The sequence below is a fragment of the Undibacterium sp. KW1 genome (assembly GCF_009937955.1).
Taxonomy (GTDB): Bacteria; Pseudomonadota; Gammaproteobacteria; order Burkholderiales; family Burkholderiaceae_D; genus Undibacterium.
The window spans coordinates 6,246,606-6,267,447 of sequence record NZ_AP018439.1 but is presented as its reverse complement, the minus strand read 5'-3'; the positions used below and the strand labels follow the sequence as shown (position 1 = coordinate 6,267,447).

Genomic DNA, 20,842 nt, shown 5'->3' with positions numbered 1-20,842 from the left:
CAAGTTCTGGAAATACGAAAATTGATGCTGGCATCGGTACTTTTTATACCACTGTCAGCATCTGAAGAGCGCAAGATCAGTTCAACGTGCTGCCTCAGCCAATTGATGGGCAAGACGATTATGTCTTTCCATCACTACTGGTAAATCTATGGACGTAATTTGACCATCACGTACCACAACACGACCATTGATGATGCTGTAAGCCACATCTGAAGGCGTGCAAAAAACCAGGGCAGCAACAGGGTCATGCCAGGCACCGGCATAGCCTGTCTGTTTCAGGTTGAACATGACAATGTCCGCAGACATGCCGGGTTTGAGTGCGCCTATATCGTCGCGGTTGAGTACCCTGGCACCACCCAGGGTCGCGACTTCCAGCGCCTGTCTGGCTGTCATGGCATCGGGGCCGAAGCCTACGCGTTGCAGTAGCATGGCTTGCCTGACTTCGCCCAGCATGTGGCCTGAATCATTCGAGGCGCAACCGTCCACACCGAGGCCGACACTGACACCGGCATCGAGCATCTTGCGTATCGGTGCGATGCCAGACGCCAGGCGCATATTCGAGCAGGGGCAATGCGCAATGCCAGTGCCTGTGCGAGCGAACATGTAGATGCCATCATCGTCCAACTGCACACAGTGGGCATGCCAGACATCATGACCTACCCAGCCGCAGTCTTCGGCATATTGTGCCGGGGTCATATTGAATTTTTCGCGGCTATAGGCGATGTCATTGGCATTTTCTGCCAGATGGGTATGCAGCGATACTTCATAGCTGCGCGCCAGTGTTGCTGATTCACGCATGAGATCGCGTGAGACAGAAAATGGTGAGCAGGGTGCAACGACTATGCGTTGCATGGCATGGCGGCTGCTGTCGTGATAAGTCTCTATCAGGCGCTGAGTATCGCGCAGTATACTGGCCTCGTCTTCCACCACACGGTCTGGTGGCAGGCCACCTTTTGACTGGCCCACGCTCATGGAACCACGTGCTGCATGAAAACGCATGCCTATCTCTTGCGCTGCCTGCAGGCTGTGATCAAGCTGGCAGCCATTTGGATAGATATAGAGATGGTCGCTGCTGGTGGTGCAGCCAGACAGGATCAGCTCTGCCATCGCGGCCTGAGTCGATACCTGCACCATTTCTGGTGTCAGGTTGGCCCAGATAGGGTAGAGATTGGTCAGCCAGTTGAACAGCTCACCATTTTGTGCCGCGGGTATGACGCGCGTCAGGCTCTGGTACATATGGTGATGGGTATTGATGAGACCAGGCATGACGACATGGTCAGCCGCATCAATGACTTCATCCGCGGTTTGCGGCAAGTCTGCACTGAGGCCCACCTCAGCGATGACATTGTCGATGATGTATACCGCACCATTGCTGATTTCACGGCGCGTGTCATCCATGGTGACGACAACGCGGGCATTTTTGATAAGTAAGCTGCTGGTCATAAAAAATAAAATAGCAAATAAAAATTAATGGTCGGAGCTGTGGGCCGCAGCCATGGCAAATGCCTTGGCTTCAGACTCAGCACCCTGACCGTTGAAAAACAGATTGAGCGTCACTGCCGCAATGGTGGCCAGCAAGATGCCGCTATCGACTATCGTGCCCAGCCAGTGTGGCAAGTGTGAAAAGAACTGCGGTGCCACCAGAGGGATCATGCCCGCCCCTATGCTGACGGCAACGATGAACAGGTTATGACGCTGGTGATTAAGACCCGCATTGCCGAGTATCTTGATACCGGTGGCCGCCACCATGCCAAACATGACTATGCCTGCGCCGCCAAGTACATACACGGGTATTGATGCTGCCACATGCGCCATTTTGGGGAACATGCCAAACGCCACCAGGATCACACCTGCAGCCGCGCAGACATAACGGCTGCGCACACCAGTAACACCAACCAGGCCTATGTTCTGTGAAAACGAGGTGTAGGGAAAAGTATTGAAGACGCCACCGATGACCGTACCCAGGCTGTCGGCCCGCAAACCATTCGCCAGTTCTTCATTGCTGATGCGCTTGCCGGTAAGTTCAGACAGGGCGAGGAACATGCCCGTTGATTCCACCATGGTGACTATCATGACCAGGCACATACCTATGATGGCACCCAGGTCAAAGGTCGGCATGCCATACTGGAAGGGCATAATGAAGGCAAACCAGCCAGCCTCACCCAGACCATCAAAACTGACCTTGCCCAATACCAGCGAGACGACAAAACCCAGCACCATGCCCAGCAAGACCGAGATATTGCCCAAAAAGCCGCGCAAATAACGTGTCATGAGCATGATGGAGACCAGCACGAAGAAGGCAATCGCCAGGTTTTCAGGCGCACCATAATTGGGATTGGGCTGCATGGATTTGCTGGCCGCATCAAAAATCATCGGTTGCCCGCCCGCTGCCCAGTTGATACCCACGCGCATGAGGGTAATGCCAATGACGGTGATGATGGTGCCGGTAACAACAGGCGGGAAAAACCTGACAGCCCGGCTCATGAAGGGAGTAATGATGAGACCAAAAATACCGGAGGCGATGACCGCCCCATAGATACTGAGTATGCCCAGGCTGGGGTTACCCGCCATTGCCACCATGGGGCCTACTGCCGCAAAGGTGACGCCCATCATGACAGGCATGCGTATGCCAAACTTCCAGATGCCCAGTGCCTGTATCAGGGTCACCAGGCCGCAACAGAATAAATCGGCATTGATGAGGAAAGCTATCTGGTCTTTGGGTAGGTGCAGGGCACCGCCGATAATGAGAGGCACGGCTATCGCCCCAGCATACATCACCAGCACGTGCTGTATGCCCAGAGTGAATAATTTTGCTGCTGGTAGCTTTTCATCTACCGGGTGTATCGCTGTTTGCATCGTCTCTTCCTTGCTTGATGGTTTGGTTGTTTGCCACATCACTGCTGGGTTCTCTGACGGAATTTTTGTCAGTGATGGCTGAAAATGCACATACTGAGCTGCTAAAGATTGAAGCGATTGGTAATCGAAATGAGGGAAGCGTGCATCGTGTGCTGGACTCCTGGTTTGCCTTCCTGACGATGGTGTCGTCAGGAAAAGCGGCTACAAATACAGCCGAAACATATAGTCCGACTGCGCTTTTTACTGCTGCCTGACGAGGCGCATCCTCCACGAACTGGAAGAAGACATCTCGTCAGGATTGATCTGCGTCGTAAAAAAATGCCGGTGAAAGCATGTTCTTGCGTCGCCTCAAACCATGCAGCGGTAAGCACCGCAAACATGGCAGCAGGCTCAAGCTCAGTCCTGGTTCTGTATCAGGTCTTCATTGCGAAGCTGAAGCAGGCAATACTGAAAGTGGCGCCAGAAATCCTGGTAATAAAATGTTGAAACTTAAAAGCAAGACCTCTCAACACAGAGGCACGGAGACACAGAGATGCACAGAGAAAATCTTAAAGAATCCATTAGCCTTCAAAAAAATTCCCTTGATCTTCCTCTTGCTTTTCTCTGTGACTCTGTGTCTCTGTGGTGAGCTTTTCGGTCTTAAAGTTTTTCTCTAAAATTCCTTAAAAAATCGAGCAAGATTTGTGCCGAGACTTCTGCGTCGTCAGCGCTCATGGTTTCCAGCGGGTTGTGGCTGATGCCGCCGTTGCCGCAGCGGGTGAACAGCATGGCCACGTCGGTCATTTTGGCTATTGCCATGGCATCATGGCCTGCGCCTGATGGCAATTCAAAGGCGGGCAAACCTGCTCTTTGCGTGGCCGCTGCCAGTTGTTGCATCAGCCATGGGGCGCAAGGGGCTGCCGGGGCAGAAACGGCTTTGACCACATTCACTTCAATATTACGGCGCTCGCATACAGTCTCTATCTTTGCCAGAATGTCATTCACTGCCGCATCACGTGTCGCATCGTCAGCAGCGCGGATATCCAGTGACAGATTGCAGGAGCCGGGTATGACATTCACCGAGCCATGCGGCACCTGTAACTGGCCTACAGTACCAACCAGGGATGTGCCATTGGCGCAACGCTGTTCTACATACAAAATGATTTCTGCTGCAGCAGCGGCAGCATCTTTGCGCATGCTCATGGGTGTGGTGCCAGCATGGCTGGCAACACCCTTGAGTTGCACCTGATAGCGACAACTGCCAGCAATGGAAGTGACGATGCCCACTGGCAAGTCACGGCCCAGCAAGACCGGGCCCTGTTCTATATGCACTTCTACATAGCCCAGTATCTGTGCAGGGTCACGTGCGATGGCGGGGATGTGTTTGACATCATACCCGGCGGCAGTCAGTGCCTCACGCATGCTGATGCCGTCTGCATCTGTCTTGTCCAGCAAGGTCAGGTCAAACTGGCCGATGACGGCATTGCTGCCCAGGAAAGTGCTTTTGTAGCGCACACCTTCTTCTTCAGAAAAGCCTATGATCTCGAAGTTGAAAGGCAGTTTTTCATTTCTGTCGTTCAGGTGCTTGACGATGGCGATGGGTAGCAGGATGCCTTCACGGCCATCGTATTTGCCGCCATTGCAGACGGTGTCATAGTGGGAGCCGGTGAGCAAGGTCTTGGCATCGGTTGCATCAGACAGGTAGCGGCCTACCACATTGCCGACTGCATCGATATGCACATGCATGCCAGCTTCGCGCATCCAGGCGGCCAGTTGCTCTGCGGTTTTTTGGTGCGCAGGTGTCATATAGGCACAGGTCAGGCCGTCTTCATCATCGCTCCAGGCGGCCAGAGTTTCAGACCATTGCATGATGGTGTTGCCAAATTGCAGAGTGTGTTCAAGCAAGTCGTTCAGGCGCAGTTCGGCGATGCGGCCTATCTGGCGCAGGCATTCTGCCAGTTCATCTGCGCGCTGGTTTTTAAAACGGCGCTGGAAGGTGGCGATGATGGCTTCCCGCGTAAAACCCTTGCCATCCGGCCCTTTGACGGCGAGGATGAAGGGGAAACCAAATTTACTGTTGTAGTCGGCATTGAGCTTGTGCAGTATCGCGAATTCTTCAGGGCTGCAATTGGTCAGGCCTGCCTTGGCTTGTTCACCGGTGGATTCTGCCGTCAATTCTCCGGCGATGGCGGCCTTGCCTGCCAGCTCGGGGTGGGCACGGATCAGGCCGAGTTGTTCTGCCTCTGCCGCCTGGCTGACCACGGTTTGCAAGGCCAGCTTGAGGGCAGTGACGCTGGCAAAGGGGCGGCTGGCGGCGGCCCGCTCAGGTATCCAGGGTGAATGTTCATAGATACCATGCAGGGTATGCACAAAGTCTTGCGTGCTACAGCGGTTCAGGTGGTCCAGAGTTGTCGTCATAATTGGTCAGGCAATGTGCCTATTATTGTGCCTATGCTTTAATGTGACCGGTATTGTCCCGGCATGATGATGAAGCTTAAGCCCAATTCTGGCCTGCAATGTGCTGCTGTCTTCATGATCTGTATATCTTCGATAGTATATTGATAGACTGCTGGCAGTATAAGATTTGGCTGATAGCGCATTTCAAGTCATTAATATAGGAGATCAGTATGGGAAAGCTCAGTACACATGTGCTGGATATCACCGTTGGCAAACCCGGCGTGGGTGTGCAGGTGGAGTTATATACAGTCAATGCAGGCGAGAAAACCCTGCTGAAGACCGAGACCACCAACCATGATGGCCGCTGCAATGCGCCCCTGCTGGAAGGTGACAGTCTCAAGGTTGGCCTGTATGAGCTGGTATTTGCAGCAGGTGATTATTTCGACAAGCAGGGCGTGGATCTGCCCAGCCCCAAATTCATAGACCGCGTGACCCTGGCTTTTGGGGTGGCCGATGCCAGCCAGAATTACCATGTGCCGCTGGTAGTGTCGCCATGGGCGTACTCGACTTACAGGGGTAGCTAAACCCCTGCATAACTCAGGATTATTTGGACATCAAAGACTTGGCTGCCTGGGCGATCTGCTCACGCAGCCATCTGTGTTCTGGTGAATGATGAACGCGCTCATGCCAGAGCTGGTAAAAGCGCAGTGGCGGGAATTTGATGGGGATGGAAAAAGTCTTGAGTTGCAGGCTTTTTTCATAAAAGCTCAGGTATTGCTTGCCTGTCGTCAGCACCATGTCGGACTGTGTCAGCATATGCGGCATGAGGCCAAAGTAGGCGGATTCGACCACGACATTGCGGCGCAGGTGCTGGCGTTCCAGATGGGCATCGATGACACCATGATAGCCAGACAAGAGTTGCGAAGGCGCGACGTGCGGCAGGCTCAGGTAGTCTTCCAGCGTCATGTCGTCAGTACCGGTGCGCTTGGCATAAGGGCTGTCTGCACGCATGGCGCAGACGATGGGGTCTTCAAACAGTTTAGAAAGGTGCAGGTGCTGCGGCGGTTCATCCCAGTTGGCGATGACGAGGTCAAGGTCACCATCAGACAAATGGCGTACATAATCAACTTCAGCCCCCAGGCCATGGATGACAATGCGGCTTTTGGGTGATTCACGGCGCAGGCGCTCCACCACGCTGGGCAGAAATTGCACATGCAGGGAATCTGGGGCGGCGATGTGGAAGGTCTTGCTTTCTTGCTGGGCGACGAAAGGTACTTTGCGCTCAAACAACAACTCAGTTTCATCGAGTATGCGCTTGGCAGGCTTGAGCAGGGTTTCACCATGGGGGGTAGGCACCATGCCACGGCCACCGCGTACCAGCAATTGATCGCCAGTCAACTCGCGCAATTTGCGTAGTGAGGCAGAAATCGAAGGCTGGGGCTGGTTCAGCTTCAAAGCCACGCGGGAAACGTTTTTCTCACTGAGCAAAAGATACAAAATGCGTATCAGATGCAGGTCGAGATGATTGGGTAGTTGTGCCATGCTGATGCCTGTCTTCAAACGTATATCGAAATCTGTATTTTTAATATACTTCGTTTTCAATGAAGTTTGTAGGGAAAAAGTTTATCGTTGGCAGACTTCACCAAGTTTTTTGCTATAGGCAATACCTGCCCTTGGTCTAACTGCGACAATAGGAGACATTTGCAGCAGATAGATACAGGTTGTGGTTTTTTAGCACTGAATTGGTTTTAAAATAAGCTTCAAAAACGAAATTATCGGGATGCAGTACAAGGCGCAAAACGCAGCAATACGTCGGTATTGCGAGTATTTGCAACGCAGTAATGCGCCCGAGAATGATGTTTTTGGAGCTTATTAAACTGGTCGCAGCGGAGCTTCGGTTCGCGACCGATTTGGGATTTTGTATATCCCTCTCGTCTGAAGAGCCCGCGGAGGCAGACGAGCTTCTAACATGAGAGAAAACATGGAAGCTTTTTTACTTGCGTATGGCACTGAGTGGCTGAACCTGATCGTCCGCTGGCTGCACCTGATTACCGGCATCGCCTGGATAGGTGCATCCTTCTACTTCGTCTGGCTCGACAATAATATCCGCCCGCCCAAACCTGGTTCTGAACTGGCCAACAAGGGTGTGTCTGGTGAATTGTGGGCCGTGCATGGCGGCGGCTTCTATAACCCGCAAAAATACCTGATCGCCCCCAAGGAACTGCCCGAAGAACTGCACTGGTTCAAATGGGAAGCCTATGCCACCTGGCTGTCTGGCTTTGCGATGTTGTTCATCGTGTATTACTTCAATGCCTCTGCGATGATGATAGACAAGTCCGTCGCGGACCTGACGAGCTGGCAAGCCATAGGCATAGGCCTGGGCACCTTGCTGGTGGGCTGGACTGTGTATGACTTGCTGTGCCGTTCACCGCTGGGCAAGCGTGAAGGCCTGTTGGGCATCATCATGTTCGTGTTCATCGTGGCGACGGCGTTTGTGTTGTCAAAGTTCCTCAGTGGCCGCGCTGCCTATATCCACGTCGGTGCCATGATAGGCACGATGATGGTGGGTAATGTGTTGATGCTCATCATCCCCGGCCAGCGCAAACTCGTCGAAGCCATGCAGCAGGGTAAATCGCCTGACCCTATCCACGGCCAAAAAGCCAAGCAGCGCAGCGTACACAATAATTACTTCACCCTGCCTGTGCTGTTCATCATGATCAGCAACCATTATGCAATGACCTATAACCATGAATACAACTGGCTGGTGCTGGCTGTCATTATGGCGGCGGGTGTATTGATACGTCACTTTTTCAATCTGCGTCACAAGGGCATTACCAACTGGGCTTATCCTGCGGCGGGCGTGACTTTATTGCTGGCAGTGGCAATTGCGATTGCACCAAAACCGCCGGCCAAGGTGGCGGCACCTGACCCAGCCCTGTCGGCGGCAGAAGCAGAAAAGGCTCAGTTCACTAAAGTACAGGGCATCATCAACCAGCGTTGCGTGTCCTGCCATGCGGCCACACCTAGCCAGCCTGGCTTTGCCACAGCACCTGCCGGTATCAAGCTCGATACACCAGAACTGATCAGACAGAATGCGGTAAAGGTCAATATGCAGGCCGTGCAACTCAAGGCCATGCCTATAGGGAATATGACGCAAATGACGGAAGAAGAACGTGCAGTCGTCGGCGCCTGGTTCCAGGCTGGTGCCAAGTAATCCAATAAAAATCAAGAAAGTACAAGACATGAACAATTACGAACAACTCGACGCCTGGATAGACACGCACTTTGACGAGCAGGTAAAGTTCCTGCAAGAACTGATACGTGTGCCTACCGATACCCCACCCGGCAATAATGCTCCCCATGCAGAACGCACCGCCGACCTGCTGCAAGACATGGGTATCAGCGCAGAAAAACATGCTGTGCCGGATAGTGAAGTCAAGGAAGCTGGCCTGCAAAGCATCACGAACCTGCTGGTGCGCCGCCAGTATGGCCCTGGCAAGACCGTGCTGCTGAATGCGCATGGTGACGTAGTACCACCAGGCGAAGGCTGGACCAAAAACCCTTACGGTGGTGAAATAGAAAACGGCAACATCTATGGTCGCGCCACGGCTGTCAGCAAATGCGATTTTTCGACTTACACTTTTGCCTTGCGCGCCCTCGAAGCGGTTGCCAAACCAAAGGCGGGTACGCTGGAGTTATTATTTACCTATGATGAAGAATTTGGTGGCGAAGTTGGCCCCGGCTGGATGTTGAAGCATAATCTCATCAAGCCTGACCTGATGATAGCTGCAGGTTTTTCTTACCAGGTCATCACCGCGCATAACGGTTGCCTGCAGATGGAAGTGACGGTACATGGCAAGATGGCGCATGCAGCAATCCCTGACTCAGGTGTCGATGCTTTGCAGGCAGCAGTGAAAATCCTGAATGCTCTGTATGCGCAAAACACTCTCTACAAACAAGTCACCTCCAAAGTCGAAGGCATCACCCACCCTTACCTGAATGTGGGAACCATAGAAGGTGGTACCAATACCAATGTCATCCCTGGCCGTGTCACTTTCAAACTCGACCGCCGCATGATACCGGAAGAAAATCCGGCAGAAGTCGAAGCGACTTTGCGCAAAGTCATTAGCGATACCACGGCTGAACTGCCAGGCATCAGCGTTGATGTCAAACGTATCTTGCTGGCGAATTCCATGCGTCCATTGCCGGGTAATACGCCTCTTGTTGATGCGATACAAAAACATGGTGGTGAGGTCTTTGGTGAAGCGATTCCTGCACTGGGTACGCCTTTGTATACCGATGTGCGTTTGTTCTCGGAAGTGGGCATACCTGGCGTTATCTATGGCGCAGGGCCGCGTACTGTGCTGGAGTCACATGCCAAACGTGCAGATGAGCGTTTGAATCTGGAAGATTTACGTAAAGCCACCAAGGTCATTGCACGTAGTCTGGCGGATTTGCTGCAATAAAATAACAAGGACGCGCATGGATTTATCCGGCTTTGTCGGCTAGGATGTAGAAGATGTTTGTAGGTATTGAAAAGCTGTTCGGGCAACTTTTAATGAAATCATATTTGAGAGACCAAGATGAACAACAAAGCGAACAACAAAACTCTTTTTCAATTCTGTACGCTAGCCATGCTGGCTGTTGCTACGACCAGCCAGGCTGACGACAAGATCGTTCTTAACTACAATGTGCGGCCACCGTATATTGTCGAAGAGCCTGATGGTTCTGCATCAGGCTTGACGGCAAGCCCGGCAGCTAATGCCTTCAAAAGTGCTGGCGTGGCATTCACCTGGGCCAAGGCGCCTCCCAACCGCCAACTTGCCATGGTGCAGGAAAACACACAAAAAACCTGTGCCATAGGCTGGTATAAAACCGAAGAACGTGAAGGCTTTGCCAAGTTCAGTAAAGCCTTGTACCGCGACAAACCTGCCGTCATGATTGTCAATAGCAGTTTCAAGATCAAGGACAATGCCAAACTGGAAGAAGTATTGACCATGCCGGGCATCAAGGTACTCATCAAGGAAAAATTTTCTTACGGCCATTACATAGATGCGGCACTGGGAAAGATCAAACCACAGACGGTAGTTTCCAATGGCACCAACACCCAGATGCTGCAACTGGTTGCCAGCAAATCTGCCGACCTGATGTTTGCAGCACCAGAAGAAGCAAATTACTTGATCGAGCAATCCAATATGGCGAAGGATAAGTTCAGCCAGTTCAAGGCAAGCGATATGCCTGACGGCGGTGAAAGATATCTTATTTGCAGCAAGAATGTGCCTGAGGAGGTGATGGCAAAATTGAACAAGGCGATCAGTTTTAAATAAACTCTTTCCATGCATAGGGGAGTATTGCAAGACAAAGTGCATGGACTACCTACATGGCACTGCAATACACCCCGCATCTCTTAGCTGCTGGTGAACTACTGGTGGAGCAAAGCTAAAAGGCTTTGGCGCTTATTATCAATAATGCGGCGGTCTTTCATCCACCACGGCAGTTCGCTGGCTGGCAGCCACTGCCACTTCCCTTAAACGGGCAGCCATCGCTGCGCACAGCGCTTCAAGTTCATCGATTTTCTTTTGCTGGCGATATACCTGGGTATTCAGAGTATCGACCAGATCATCCTGACGGGTCAGGCGTATTTCCAGGTCTATGAGTCTTTCTTCTGTCGTCATGATGCGGCTTTCTTTGAAATCAGGGCTACAGTATGCCATACCAGTCTGGTATTTTTGTGGACTGGTATGTCTGTCTGAGAAGCTGAGCGTGCAAGTGGTATGTTCCAATTCGATATCGCATAAAAACCTGTTGACCAGCTTTGCCCCTGCTTGCATGCTATGTGCATGAAAATCACCAAGCTCCCCTCAAGTCTCTTATTGTCATGCCTGTCAGGCATACTGGTCTTATGTTCCGCGCCTGCCGTCCAGGCAAAGGATGCAGGCAAGCCTGTGGTCATGGCTTATTACGCACTCGGCAAAGATGACATCAATCATTATGACGAGGGTAAAACCGTATTCCCTGTTGCTGCGATCACGCCAGAAAAAGCACGCATGTTCACGCATTTGAATTTTTCGTTCCTGACGCTCAGCGAAGATGGCAAATGTGCGCTGGAAGAAGGAACCAACCTGCAGGCAGCGGGCAAGATATTTCGCGAATTGCAAGGCATCAAAAAATATAATCCTAATTTGCGCTTGCAATTTTCCATAGGTGGCTGGGCTTATACCAATGATGACAGCCCCACGGTAGCGCGTTACCGCCAGGCCGCTGCGACAGTTGAAGGCCGCAAGAAACTCGCGCAATCCTGCGTGGCTTTCATGCGTGAATATGGCTTCGATGGCCTGGACCTGGACTGGGAATATCCACGTGCAGAAGATGCGCAGAATTTTGTCGCCCTGCTCAAGGAAATGCGCCTGCAACTGAAGCGCGCCAGACAGAGTAATCAACTTTCCATCGCCGTGGCCGGTGGTGCTTTCAGTATGGCGCGGACTTATCTGCAACTACCACAGATTGCAGCGCAGGTTGATTACGTCAATCTCATGAGTTATGACTTCAATGGTGCGTGGGAAAAGCAGACCAACCATAATGCCCACCTGTTTGGTGACGCACCTGAGCATAACTATGACAACCCCTTGCGCAAGCTGGCATTCAAACCAGCGTTATCGCTGACAGAACTGGAAAGACGCTTCCCTGCAACTATGGCTCTGACGGTGGATGCGACGGTGCAGCAATACCTGCGTGCTGGCGTACCTGCCAGCAAACTTGTGCTGGGTCTGCCATTTTATGGCCGCGCCTATTTTGCGGTGGAAGCCGGAGAAAACCATGGCCTGTATCAAAGCCATCAGACACTGGCAGGCGATGTCTATACAGGCGACCCGACGCTACTCACAGGCTGCGATGCCTGTACGGCCCGCAAGGACCCACGCACGCCTGGCTATGCTGAAATCAAAAAACTGCTGGCTGCCAATCTCGGTTACAAATCCTATTTCAGTAAAGAGACCAAGGTGCCGTGGATTTATAACGCGGACAAGAAAATCTTTATCAGCTATGACGATGAACAATCATTCGCTTACAAAGTCGCCTACCTGAAGAAATACAAACTGGCCGGAGCCATGTTCTGGCACCTGGGGCAGGATGATGCCGAGGGCAGTCTCTTGCGCAGCTTATACAGGAACCTGCACGAAAAAACAGCAGACGTTGATCTGGCGGGTGGGGTGCATTACCAGTAGCCCCAGTAATTGAAACTTATTGCAGATTCTCTATCCAGATTTTTTCTTCAGGATGATGATCTGCAATCGTTTCCAGTGCGCTTGAAAAGTTTGCATCTGCAGGGCTTGCCAATGGATAGACGAAGCAGGAAATATTCATGCCTGACATGTCATCGTATTCTGCTTCTGTCAGAACATTACTGCCACACCAGACAGATACCGCAGATGCGTTATTTAACGCGATCAATTCATCAAGACCCTGACGTGTAAGTGCAAGAAAGACCATCACAATATGCCGCTGAAAATAAGAATTCGCACATATTATCCAGCTATGTGCAAATTTGCAAAAATCAGGCCTCAAGGCAAAAGCGAACGTGATGCAGGTTCCAGCATAATGATCTCAGGCCAGCCTTGCAATGACTTATACAGGTCAGCAAATGCCTGATCCCGCCACAGCGCGTCCCCGGCTAATTTTGTCAGACAGGCTTCATAGCCTGCACGGTCAGTGTAGGAAGCAAACCAGACAAACACATTCACATTCTCACGTACGGGCAGGCGTTCAAAAGTATTGCGGTTCTTTTTCGTGACAAAACGTCCCATGATATGCGCCCCATGGCGCTCAAACATGGGCATCAAACGTTCATTGAATTTGCTGATAAAGTCAGAGCTGACTTCCTGCGCAAAATGGTAAACCGTTGTCACGACGAAGCCGCTACGTGGGGCAATTCTATCCGGCGCAGGCCTGGTACGCGAACCCAATTTGAAACCACTGCCAGCAGAGGCAGGGCGCAGCAATAACACATCGTCGTTATCATACAAAGTTGCATTGGCTTCATTGCGGTATGCCTGCCAGGCCTTGCCTGAATAAAAATCCGTCAGCGCCTGCTTGCGTGCTGCCATATTGGGAAAGCCACGCAACCAGGTATAACGATAGGGATCGTTGATATCGCGAAACTGACCGAGCACACGTATGCCGGTTTCTTCCTGGCTTTCTATGAAGTGCTTCTCAAACAGTGAGATCAGTGCATCCCGTTTGCCTGGGTAAGTCACATACTGGCGCAATTCCACGATATTGCAGCACTCAGCGGCCATAATGGGCTTGTCCAGACTTGTAGTATCTGATGAGGTAAGCATTGCTGTTCTCCATGACTACGAATGTGTGTAAATACGATGGAGTCAGCATATCTTGCAATTAGGACGATACCAGTCCTAATAAGGCAAGAAAATCAATCTGCAACGCAATACAGACATGATTGCTTCCATTTTGCATAAGTCAGGACAGAAATCAGTTTTTGAAGGAATTGCCTTTCACCTGCTTGCAGGTCGAGTAGCAGCAAAGGCAACAGCGAGCTGAAAGCCTGTTCTATTTCATCTTCAGAAAATGCCTGGTCTTCGAAGAGATTGGAAATGCGGTGTAAAAAAGAAATATCTGCCCTTTTCAATAAACGGGCGATCTGCGGCAATTCATCAAACTCGATCCCACCTACGATATCCGGTGCGTCTTTTACTTTGCTGCTTTTGCCAACTACGAGGTCATAAGCCATTGCTGAGCCTTTTATTTTTTTGCACCAAGTTCAGAATCAGGCTTCAAAAAAAGTCTTTTGCTGAAACCTGATACCCGCCAGTATCTGCATGACCCGCTCATCAGACAAATGACCTATGAACTCGCCGAGCTGATTTTTAGGTATGGAAGATATCTGCGATACCACGACCACACTTTGTTTATCCAGAGCTGCTTCGCCCAGTTCCAGCATGACATTACCCGGTTCGGTCACGCGCTTCAGATTGCTGGTCAGGGCGCATATGACGGTAGAGGTGATGCGCGACTGATTGAAGACATCATCCTGTACGACCACATGCGGGTGCGCCAGGCCAGCGACGGTACTGCGTTCTTCATCAGGGCTGGCCCAGTAAATGTCACCGCGCTTGATCTTGCTTGTCATGGATTGACCTGCGCCGCAACGAGCGGCTTGATGAAATTATCTACAGCGGTGGTATACGCACTATCCAGCCCGAGATTTTTATTGATGTCAGCATGACTCAGGCTTTGTGGCAACAGCATGGCCTGCATGCCCAGTGACCTGGCCTTGTCGATGAACACAGCAGCCTGGGCGCAGGGTTTGTCTGGTCTGACGCTGGAGCACACGGCCACGAACGGGGCTGCGGATTGTTTCAATTGCAGGGTGGGTGAGCTGGCCTGCCAGTAAGCGGGATCAGAACCAAAGGCTTCATCATAAAAGCGGTAATGCTTTTGTCCCATGATCTTGTCGATGTCGTAAGCAGCACTGTCCAGCGCAATGCTCGCCAGCCAGGCAGAGGCACCTGCCCTGGCGGCGATGGACGGGTTGCTGGCCAGCAGGGCAACCAGGTGCGCCCCGGCGGAATGGCCCATGATGATGAAGCGCTTGCCAGATCCACCCCATTCTGCCGCCTTGTTTTGCGCTGTTGCCAGGGCTTTGGCGACATCGTCAGCCTGTTCCAGCGGTTTAATGTCGGGCAACATGCGGTAATTGACGGAGACGAATATATAGCCCTGGGGCAGCCAGTGTGCTGCCTTGTTCTCGACCACGCCACGCGCGGTTTTGCTGCCTATCTTCCAGGCACCGCCATGTACCATGAAAATGACAGGCATGGATTTCAGATTAGTTGCATTCGCTGGCAAATAAACATCCATGGTCTGGCGCTTGTCACTGCCATAGGCGATATCACGCAGGACTTTGGTGCCGGCTGGCAGGCCTTGCGGTGCCAGGTCTGTGGTTTCTGCCTCAGTCATCTCATTTTTTTCAGCCACCTGCTCAGCCCGTTGCTCTTTTCTTTCCTGACGTCTTTCCATGATTTTATCGCGCAGGGTGCCAGCGTTGGCAGCATTGGAAGCAATAAGGGGCATGACGAGCAAAAAACCCAGGCAAACGGCTGTCGCTCGCAGGGCATAGCGGGGCAGGGTGGTCATATCGGCAGGCTTGGGCATCATGAAACTCCGTAACATTATGGCGGGACCAGCATAAGCCCTTATCTTAGAAAATCCGGCGCTTGTTGCACTAGTCTATTTATGCAACAACTTGTAAAGCAAAGTAACATTATCGGGGCAAGTACGTGTTGCAGGCGTGCATGCAAGACCGGGTTTATGCGAATATAGCAGGCAACCACTACAGGAGTGCTTCAGACATGATGGCGACTGTCTTGCTGTCCCCCTTCGTTTTAGTTTGCCACTGCCAGCAGGAGGCAGGGTGCTAGGCTTGCTGCGCAGTTTATGGCGGCGGCTGGGCATAGGTTCTGCTGCTGATGCAGAAGCACTGCAGGCAGCCACTGTCTTCAGCGCACCTGAAGATATCGTCGCCGAAGAAGGGGCCTGGCAAGCTGGCTTTGATGTCGATTCACGGTTTTACCCGTGGCTGCTCGGTGCTTATGGCAAGCAGGTACAGCATGGCGCAGATAAACCACTGCTGATTGCACTGGAACGCCTGGTCAGGGCAGACTTTAGCGATGCCCGCCATATCCCGCGCGTGCCCAGCGTGCTGCCGCAGTTGTTGAAGAGCCTGCGCAATGAAAATGTCTCTGGTGATGAACTGGCCAGCCATATTGGCAGGGATGTGAGCCTGGTCGCCGAGATCATCTCTGAAGTCAACAGCTCTTATTACAGCCCGGCAGACAAGATCAGCAGCCTCGACAATGCGATACGCCTGCTCGGCATCAACGGCCTGCGCCTGCTGGTGGCGCGCACGGCTTTCCGCCCGTTGATACAACTGCAGTCTGGCCGTATCACTTGCGTGGTTGCACCGCTGATCTGGGAACAGTCAGAAAAATGTGCGCAGGCTTGCCGCCTGCTGGCGCAGGAACGCGGGCTTGATGGCTTTCATGCCTACCTGGCCGGTCTGGTGCAAAACATCGGCCTGATCATTGCCTTTCGCAGCCTCGATCAGATCATGGTGGCACCGGTCATGCCGCTGGCGACGGAATTTCGCCTGCGCTTTTTACACATGGCACATATCCTGTCTTACCGCATCGCCAAAGAATGGGATTTTCCTGATGCTGTCATGCAAGCTCTGAAAGACCAGGTCAGCCATGATGGTCCATTACAGGATCTGGGCCTGGTGTTGAAGCAGGCGGGCGACATCAGCAAAATAAGATTGCTGGTGAATGCCGCTGTCATCAGTGACGACGATGAAGACCTGCATCTGGCTGCAGACGCAGAAATGCAGCGCTGTTTTACGGCGCTGCATGTACAGGAAAAGGATGAGGCCTAGAACTTATTTTCCTGGCCCATTTTCAAAACAAAAACTTCCTGAAGATCGGTACTGCAGTCGAAAATCTTTGTTTTAAAAACGGGCTGTCGTCAATAAAAAACCGCTTGCAGACTCTGGCATCCCGCGCGTTTCTGGCGATTGTTATCGCGCAAAAAACACATGCTGATCAGCCCTGGATATTTTTGCGAGCGGCTTTTTGTGCCACTTGCTGACGCTGGAATTTTTCAGCTTCATCCATCGCCAGTTTTTCTTCATCAGTCATTCTTTTGGCGCTGATCAACACAGTTTGCATTGCGTTTTGTGTGGCGTCATACGCCATTTTTTGCTCTTCAGTCATACGTTTTGCAGAGATCGTGACGCTGGCAACATTCATGCTTGCTTCTGCTTTGCTTTGAGTAAAAGCAGCTGTGATTGCCAGTGCACCTGTCAGCAATGCTGTAGAAAGAATCAGGCCAGATTTGAATGTGTTGTTGATGGTGTTTTTCATTTCGTTTTCCTCTTTGTGGTTGGTTGATGTGTGTACTTTAGAGCTTGTGCTGTCAATCCGCCAGGGGCATGCGACGAAATGCAGGAAACGGAGATTGAAGTGTCAAAAACACCTCTTCAACGTTTTTTTCGTCGGAGAATTTGATGTCGAAAACGGCGTGTAAGAGGGCTGACTGGATGACTTAGGTAGCCTGGACAAGTGCTGGCACTATCCTGCACGACATGCGAAAGCGATGAGACAAGGATGGAAAAATCAGAATGCAAATCTATAGTTAGAGGCGATACAGACGACTATGCGCTTTGCCGCGAGCTAAGGATCTTATATTACATCCATGTGAATTGGAAATATGACTTAACAATGACATTCACATTTCATATAACAGACATCTGATCATGTGATTGGATTAACAAGTTTCCAGCCAGTATCATGAACTTGTTTTTAATCAACCAAGGAAATAAACATGATCACCGCTATCGTTTTTGCTCAAATACTGGCAACTATCGTGATGTTGACTGCTGCCCTGACTGACTGAGTCTGATGCTGTCATCAGTAGTAATTAGTAATTGCACACAAGTAGTATCTATACAGGCTGAATTTACAGACCGAATTTATAGCTGAATCAGGTCTGAGGCATACAGTGCCAGATAAGTAAGTTTCTTCACCAGCATGCGCGACCGTCTGGCTTTGCAAGAATGCAGCGATGCACAGTAATCATGGCAGGATGCCTGCCGTTGAGGCGTACAATAGCTACTTTTAGCTGCTCCCGCCTTTTCGCACCATGACCATCCTGCTGACCACCCTGAACGCCCGCTATACCCATGCTTCACTGGGCTTGCGCTATTTGCTTGCAAATATGGGCGAGCTGCAGCCAGTCACGCGGATACAGGAATTTGTCACCGGTGCACGCAGTACGGATATCGTCGAAAGAATTTTGGCCTTGCGCCAGCCCGGTGAAAAATTCATCGTCGGCTTTGGTGTGTATATCTGGAATGTCGTTGAGACCACGCAGATCGTCGCTGTCCTGAAACGCGTCGCACCTGATGTCGTGGTGATACTCGGCGGCCCCGAGGTATCGCACGAAACTGGCGACCAGGAAATCATACGCCTGGCTGACTATGTGATTACCGGGTGGGGCGATGTCAGCTTCCCTGCGCTGTGCCAGCAAATCCTGCACGGTCCGCAACCACTGATGAAAGTGCATGCGGGCCTGCAACCAGCAATGGCCGACATACAATTGCCTTACCATCTGTATAGCGATCAGGACATCCGTCACCGCACCCTGTATGTCGAGGCTTCACGCGGCTGCCCTTTCAAATGCGAATTCTGCCTGTCCGCGCTCGACAAGACGGCCTGGCCGTTTGATATAGACCAGTTCCTGCAAGAGATGGAAGTGCTGTATCAGCGTGGTGCACGCCTGTTCAAATTTGTCGATCGTACGTTCAACCTGAATATCAAAACCAGCTTGAAGATCATGCAGTTCTTTCTCGATAAACTCGAAGCAGCACCGCATGACCCGGTATTCGCCCATTTTGAAGTGGTGCCTGATCATTTACCGGATGCCTTGAAAGAGGGCATACAAAAATTCCCTGAAGGCAGCCTGCAATTTGAGATAGGCATACAAAGTTTTAATACTGACGTGCAGGCTCTCATCAGCCGCAAGCAAAATAATGACAAAGCAGCCGAGAACATACGCTGGCTGTGCGAACATTCACACGCGCATTTGCATGTGGACTTGATCGCTGGCTTGCCGGGTGAAACCATGGAGAGTTTTGCCGCAGGATTTAACAAGCTGGTGGCCCTGGGCCCGCATGAGATACAGTTCGGCATCTTGAAACGCCTGCGCGGCACACCGATTATCCGCCACACAGAAGCCTACCAACTGGCTTTTGACCCGCAACCGCCTTACACCATCCTGGCCAACAAGGACATTGCCTTTGGCGACATGCAAAGGCTGATACGCTTTGCCCGATACTGGGACATGATTGCCAATTCAGGGCGTTTTTCGCACAGCCTGCCTCTGATACTGGCAGATACTGCCTTTGAAAACTTCATGGCCTTGTCAGACTGGCTGTTCGTCAATACAGATGCAACGCACCGCATTGCCCTCGATAAACTGGCCGCACTCGTCAACAAGTGGTTGCTGGAGGTACATGGCGTAAGCAGTGAAGCAGTGCAAGCTGCGGCATCGCAGGACTATGCCGGGCAAGCCATGCACAAGCAAGGCAACAAAGCCGATCCATCTGCACCACAAAGACAGACCAGAAAAGAGGCTGCGAAAGAAGTAGTGGCAAAGGCTTTGCCACAGAGGCAGGCTCGGCATCTGGCGGCTTAATGCGTAATTTCAGTCTGATTGCTGGCGAATACTCAGCTTAGTGGTTAACGTACTGGATCGGCCAGCTCAAATGCATCTTCAGTAAGAAGTTCGCCAGAGAATACATTGACTACTGCCGCATCCAGTCTTTCCTTATAGACGTGCAATTCATCATTGCTCAAATCAAGAATGTTGAAAACATCATTCTCATCAAAATGCGCAGCAAATAATCTGCTGACATTTGACTGTAACCTGACGATTGCGCAAGCGACTTGCTTATCTATAGCTGCACTGCCTTTGAATTGATTGGCGGCCAGGATCAGGTCGCTGCGCAGCAAGCAAAACTCTTTCTTATCCCATATACCGTACTCGGTGAGCTGCTCATAAAAACTGCCCTCCCAATGCGGATTGCCTGGCAGGTTGCGAGAGATATTTTCAAACATGACTAATGTGACGTCTTCCCTGTAGTTGGCATTTGTATTCGGCATTTTGCAGGTGCGTGCATGCACTCACTTGTCACTGATCAGGATACGGCTGATCTCGCCAGATTTTCTGCCTGCCAGTATTGCGGCATTGAGCTTGCGTATCCATTCTTCATACTGCGCACCAACCGCAGCGAAATGTAATTCATCGACCAGCATGGGCTTGGGCAAGACCTTGAAGCCGTGCTCCAGGGTCTGGTCACCGCTGCTGGATTCTTTGCGCAGTATGCGTATCAATAATTGTTCGATCTCGTCTGCCTGGGCGCGGCGATCACCGAAGATCATGACATCCATTCTTTTATTGATGAGTTTTTTGAGGCGCGCGCCATGTGAACCGACATCTTCTTCAACCTGGAACAAGACATTGCGCTGGCTGTCAAATTCATCACCGTAGCTGGTGCCGCGTATGACACCGACGGTCTTGCCTTTCAGGTCCAGCATGCTGTTATAGCTAAAGCTGGAATCACTGCGCGTGACCAGCCAGACATAGTTTGCATAGATGGCTTCAGAGAACTGGTAGGTCTGCAGGCGTTCACGGTTTTTTGAAAGACCAAAGATAATGCCTTCGCCGTTTTTGGCATTCACCAGCAGGCGCGTCCACGGGTAACGGCGAATTTCAAATTTGATTTGCAGGTGATGCTCAAAATAATTCAGCAACTGCCGGATTTCATCGCGTATCGGAACGATGTCACCGGCTTCATTACGCAACTCACGTATCAGCAAGACCAGTTTGTCCTGCTTTGCTGCTTCTGTCGCTGAGCCAGGAGTGACAATCAACAAGACAGAAGACAAGAACAGCAAACGCACACCCAGCCGCACAGGCTGCCAGAGCCCGCACATATACTTGCCCGCTGCTACTTTTGCCAGGATGGACATGTGGTGAC

Annotated in this window: 21 protein-coding genes; 8 read left to right on the top strand and 13 right to left on the bottom strand. The window is 51.5% G+C overall.

The annotated features are described in order from the left end of the window. Nucleotides 1-81: 81 nt before the first annotated feature. Together UNDKW_RS28365 and UNDKW_RS28360 are read right to left on the bottom strand one after the other, a co-directional pair. Nucleotides 82-1,443, bottom strand: coding sequence for an 8-oxoguanine deaminase (locus UNDKW_RS28365; RefSeq protein WP_162061505.1), 1,362 nt, complete (start codon nucleotides 1,441-1,443; stop codon nucleotides 82-84). Between the two features lie 24 nt (nucleotides 1,444-1,467). Next, on the bottom strand, nucleotides 1,468-2,856 hold the full coding sequence (locus tag UNDKW_RS28360; protein ID WP_162061504.1) for a nucleobase:cation symporter-2 family protein: 1,389 nt from the start codon (nucleotides 2,854-2,856) through the stop codon (nucleotides 1,468-1,470). Between the two features lie 74 nt (nucleotides 2,857-2,930). Here UNDKW_RS28360 and UNDKW_RS28355 point away from each other — a divergent pair, with 74 nt between their 5' ends. Beyond that, nucleotides 2,931-3,110: a hypothetical protein gene (locus UNDKW_RS28355; RefSeq protein WP_232063156.1), complete on the top strand. Its 180-nt coding sequence runs from the start codon at nucleotides 2,931-2,933 to the stop codon at nucleotides 3,108-3,110. 385 nt (nucleotides 3,111-3,495) lie between these two features. Here UNDKW_RS28355 and UNDKW_RS28350 read toward each other — a convergent pair whose 3' ends face one another. Further along, nucleotides 3,496-5,253 (bottom strand): allantoate amidohydrolase, encoded by a 1,758-nt coding sequence (locus tag UNDKW_RS28350; RefSeq protein ID WP_162061502.1) that lies wholly within the window; start codon nucleotides 5,251-5,253, stop codon nucleotides 3,496-3,498. A 209-nt stretch (nucleotides 5,254-5,462) separates the two neighbouring features. On the opposite strand from UNDKW_RS28350, the gene uraH reads away from it, so the two are divergent. Further along, entirely contained in the window at nucleotides 5,463-5,816 is a 354-nt protein-coding gene (gene uraH / locus UNDKW_RS28345) for a hydroxyisourate hydrolase (RefSeq protein WP_162061501.1), read from the top strand. A 19-nt stretch (nucleotides 5,817-5,835) separates the two neighbouring features. On the opposite strand, the gene UNDKW_RS28340 is transcribed toward uraH, so the two are convergent. Next, nucleotides 5,836-6,774, bottom strand: a complete 939-nt coding sequence (locus UNDKW_RS28340) for a LysR family transcriptional regulator (RefSeq protein WP_110254977.1) — start codon at nucleotides 6,772-6,774, stop codon at nucleotides 5,836-5,838. Between the two features lie 439 nt (nucleotides 6,775-7,213). Between UNDKW_RS28340 and UNDKW_RS28335 the strand changes: the two genes are divergently transcribed. The 3 genes from UNDKW_RS28335 to UNDKW_RS28325 all read left to right on the top strand — a co-directional run bounded on the left by UNDKW_RS28335 (nucleotide 7,214) and on the right by UNDKW_RS28325 (nucleotide 10,559). Further along, the gene (locus UNDKW_RS28335; protein WP_162061500.1) at nucleotides 7,214-8,446 is read left to right on the top strand and encodes a urate hydroxylase PuuD; all 1,233 of its coding nucleotides are present in this window, start codon (nucleotides 7,214-7,216) and stop codon (nucleotides 8,444-8,446) included. 28 nt (nucleotides 8,447-8,474) lie between these two features. After that, nucleotides 8,475-9,698, top strand: coding sequence for a M20/M25/M40 family metallo-hydrolase (locus tag UNDKW_RS28330; RefSeq protein ID WP_162061499.1), 1,224 nt, complete (start codon nucleotides 8,475-8,477; stop codon nucleotides 9,696-9,698). 117 nt (nucleotides 9,699-9,815) lie between these two features. Then, the gene (locus UNDKW_RS28325) at nucleotides 9,816-10,559 is read left to right on the top strand and encodes an ABC transporter substrate-binding protein (RefSeq protein WP_162061498.1); all 744 of its coding nucleotides are present in this window, start codon (nucleotides 9,816-9,818) and stop codon (nucleotides 10,557-10,559) included. Nucleotides 10,560-10,694: 135 nt separating this feature from the next. Here UNDKW_RS28325 and UNDKW_RS31245 read toward each other — a convergent pair whose 3' ends face one another. Next, nucleotides 10,695-11,063 carry a SlyX family protein gene (locus tag UNDKW_RS31245; protein ID WP_370529063.1) on the bottom strand — a complete coding sequence of 123 codons (369 nt, stop codon included), beginning with the start codon at nucleotides 11,061-11,063 and terminating at the stop codon, nucleotides 10,695-10,697. Between the two features lie 9 nt (nucleotides 11,064-11,072). On the opposite strand from UNDKW_RS31245, the gene UNDKW_RS28315 reads away from it, so the two are divergent. Next, nucleotides 11,073-12,455 carry a glycoside hydrolase family 18 protein gene (locus tag UNDKW_RS28315; RefSeq protein ID WP_162061497.1) on the top strand — a complete coding sequence of 461 codons (1,383 nt, stop codon included), beginning with the start codon at nucleotides 11,073-11,075 and terminating at the stop codon, nucleotides 12,453-12,455. Between the two features lie 16 nt (nucleotides 12,456-12,471). Here UNDKW_RS28315 and UNDKW_RS28310 read toward each other — a convergent pair whose 3' ends face one another. The 5 genes from UNDKW_RS28310 to UNDKW_RS28290 form a co-directional block, all read right to left on the bottom strand. After that, nucleotides 12,472-12,720 carry a hypothetical protein gene (locus UNDKW_RS28310; RefSeq protein ID WP_162061496.1) on the bottom strand — a complete coding sequence of 83 codons (249 nt, stop codon included), beginning with the start codon at nucleotides 12,718-12,720 and terminating at the stop codon, nucleotides 12,472-12,474. Between the two features lie 71 nt (nucleotides 12,721-12,791). Then, nucleotides 12,792-13,568 (bottom strand): NIPSNAP family protein, encoded by a 777-nt coding sequence (locus tag UNDKW_RS28305; protein WP_162061495.1) that lies wholly within the window; start codon nucleotides 13,566-13,568, stop codon nucleotides 12,792-12,794. A 92-nt stretch (nucleotides 13,569-13,660) separates the two neighbouring features. Continuing rightward, a complete protein-coding gene (locus UNDKW_RS28300; protein WP_162061494.1) occupies nucleotides 13,661-13,978 on the bottom strand; it encodes a hypothetical protein in 318 nt (105 codons plus the stop codon). Nucleotides 13,979-14,014: 36 nt separating this feature from the next. Then, on the bottom strand, nucleotides 14,015-14,377 hold the full coding sequence (locus UNDKW_RS28295; protein WP_162061493.1) for a type II toxin-antitoxin system PemK/MazF family toxin: 363 nt from the start codon (nucleotides 14,375-14,377) through the stop codon (nucleotides 14,015-14,017). Further along, on the bottom strand, nucleotides 14,374-15,405 hold the full coding sequence (locus UNDKW_RS28290; protein ID WP_232063155.1) for an alpha/beta hydrolase: 1,032 nt from the start codon (nucleotides 15,403-15,405) through the stop codon (nucleotides 14,374-14,376). The genes UNDKW_RS28295 and UNDKW_RS28290 overlap by 4 nt, the downstream gene beginning before the upstream one ends. A 256-nt stretch (nucleotides 15,406-15,661) precedes the next feature. Between UNDKW_RS28290 and UNDKW_RS28285 the strand changes: the two genes are divergently transcribed. Continuing rightward, nucleotides 15,662-16,678 carry an HDOD domain-containing protein gene (locus tag UNDKW_RS28285; RefSeq protein ID WP_162061492.1) on the top strand — a complete coding sequence of 339 codons (1,017 nt, stop codon included), beginning with the start codon at nucleotides 15,662-15,664 and terminating at the stop codon, nucleotides 16,676-16,678. A gap of 166 nt (nucleotides 16,679-16,844) precedes the next feature. On the opposite strand, the gene UNDKW_RS28280 is transcribed toward UNDKW_RS28285, so the two are convergent. Next, on the bottom strand, nucleotides 16,845-17,165 hold the full coding sequence (locus UNDKW_RS28280; protein ID WP_162061491.1) for a hypothetical protein: 321 nt from the start codon (nucleotides 17,163-17,165) through the stop codon (nucleotides 16,845-16,847). A 778-nt stretch (nucleotides 17,166-17,943) separates the two neighbouring features. On the opposite strand from UNDKW_RS28280, the gene UNDKW_RS28275 reads away from it, so the two are divergent. Further along, nucleotides 17,944-19,497, top strand: coding sequence for a B12-binding domain-containing radical SAM protein (locus tag UNDKW_RS28275; protein WP_162061490.1), 1,554 nt, complete (start codon nucleotides 17,944-17,946; stop codon nucleotides 19,495-19,497). A 44-nt stretch (nucleotides 19,498-19,541) separates the two neighbouring features. Here UNDKW_RS28275 and UNDKW_RS28270 read toward each other — a convergent pair whose 3' ends face one another. Further along, nucleotides 19,542-19,964, bottom strand: a complete 423-nt coding sequence (locus UNDKW_RS28270; protein ID WP_162061489.1) for an Imm41 family immunity protein — start codon at nucleotides 19,962-19,964, stop codon at nucleotides 19,542-19,544. Between the two features lie 21 nt (nucleotides 19,965-19,985). Then, the gene (locus UNDKW_RS28265) at nucleotides 19,986-20,834 is read right to left on the bottom strand and encodes an ABC transporter substrate-binding protein (protein WP_162061488.1); all 849 of its coding nucleotides are present in this window, start codon (nucleotides 20,832-20,834) and stop codon (nucleotides 19,986-19,988) included. Nucleotides 20,835-20,842 lie beyond the last annotated feature (8 nt).

Bases quoted from the DNA above. Each gene is read 5' to 3' on its own strand.
- UNDKW_RS28365 (WP_162061505.1), bottom strand. From the start codon at position 1,443: ATGACCAGCAGCTTACTTATCAAAAATGCCCGCGTTGTCGTCACCATG.
- UNDKW_RS28360 (WP_162061504.1), bottom strand. From the start codon at position 2,856: ATGCAAACAGCGATACACCCGGTAGATGAAAAGCTACCAGCAGCAAAA.
- UNDKW_RS28355 (WP_232063156.1), top strand. From the start codon at position 2,931: ATGGCTGAAAATGCACATACTGAGCTGCTAAAGATTGAAGCGATTGGT.
- UNDKW_RS28350 (WP_162061502.1), bottom strand. From the start codon at position 5,253: ATGACGACAACTCTGGACCACCTGAACCGCTGTAGCACGCAAGACTTT.
- uraH (WP_162061501.1), top strand. From the start codon at position 5,463: ATGGGAAAGCTCAGTACACATGTGCTGGATATCACCGTTGGCAAACCC.
- UNDKW_RS28340 (WP_110254977.1), bottom strand. From the start codon at position 6,774: ATGGCACAACTACCCAATCATCTCGACCTGCATCTGATACGCATTTTG.
- UNDKW_RS28335 (WP_162061500.1), top strand. From the start codon at position 7,214: ATGGAAGCTTTTTTACTTGCGTATGGCACTGAGTGGCTGAACCTGATC.
- UNDKW_RS28330 (WP_162061499.1), top strand. From the start codon at position 8,475: ATGAACAATTACGAACAACTCGACGCCTGGATAGACACGCACTTTGAC.
- UNDKW_RS28325 (WP_162061498.1), top strand. From the start codon at position 9,816: ATGAACAACAAAGCGAACAACAAAACTCTTTTTCAATTCTGTACGCTA.
- UNDKW_RS31245 (WP_370529063.1), bottom strand. From the start codon at position 11,063: ATGCAAGCAGGGGCAAAGCTGGTCAACAGGTTTTTATGCGATATCGAA.
- UNDKW_RS28315 (WP_162061497.1), top strand. From the start codon at position 11,073: ATGAAAATCACCAAGCTCCCCTCAAGTCTCTTATTGTCATGCCTGTCA.
- UNDKW_RS28310 (WP_162061496.1), bottom strand. From the start codon at position 12,720: ATGGTCTTTCTTGCACTTACACGTCAGGGTCTTGATGAATTGATCGCG.
- UNDKW_RS28305 (WP_162061495.1), bottom strand. From the start codon at position 13,568: ATGCTTACCTCATCAGATACTACAAGTCTGGACAAGCCCATTATGGCC.
- UNDKW_RS28300 (WP_162061494.1), bottom strand. From the start codon at position 13,978: ATGGCTTATGACCTCGTAGTTGGCAAAAGCAGCAAAGTAAAAGACGCA.
- UNDKW_RS28295 (WP_162061493.1), bottom strand. From the start codon at position 14,377: ATGACAAGCAAGATCAAGCGCGGTGACATTTACTGGGCCAGCCCTGAT.
- UNDKW_RS28290 (WP_232063155.1), bottom strand. From the start codon at position 15,405: ATGATGCCCAAGCCTGCCGATATGACCACCCTGCCCCGCTATGCCCTG.
- UNDKW_RS28280 (WP_162061491.1), bottom strand. From the start codon at position 17,165: ATGAAAAACACCATCAACAACACATTCAAATCTGGCCTGATTCTTTCT.
- UNDKW_RS28275 (WP_162061490.1), top strand. From the start codon at position 17,944: ATGACCATCCTGCTGACCACCCTGAACGCCCGCTATACCCATGCTTCA.
- UNDKW_RS28270 (WP_162061489.1), bottom strand. From the start codon at position 19,964: ATGCCGAATACAAATGCCAACTACAGGGAAGACGTCACATTAGTCATG.
- UNDKW_RS28265 (WP_162061488.1), bottom strand. From the start codon at position 20,834: ATGTCCATCCTGGCAAAAGTAGCAGCGGGCAAGTATATGTGCGGGCTC.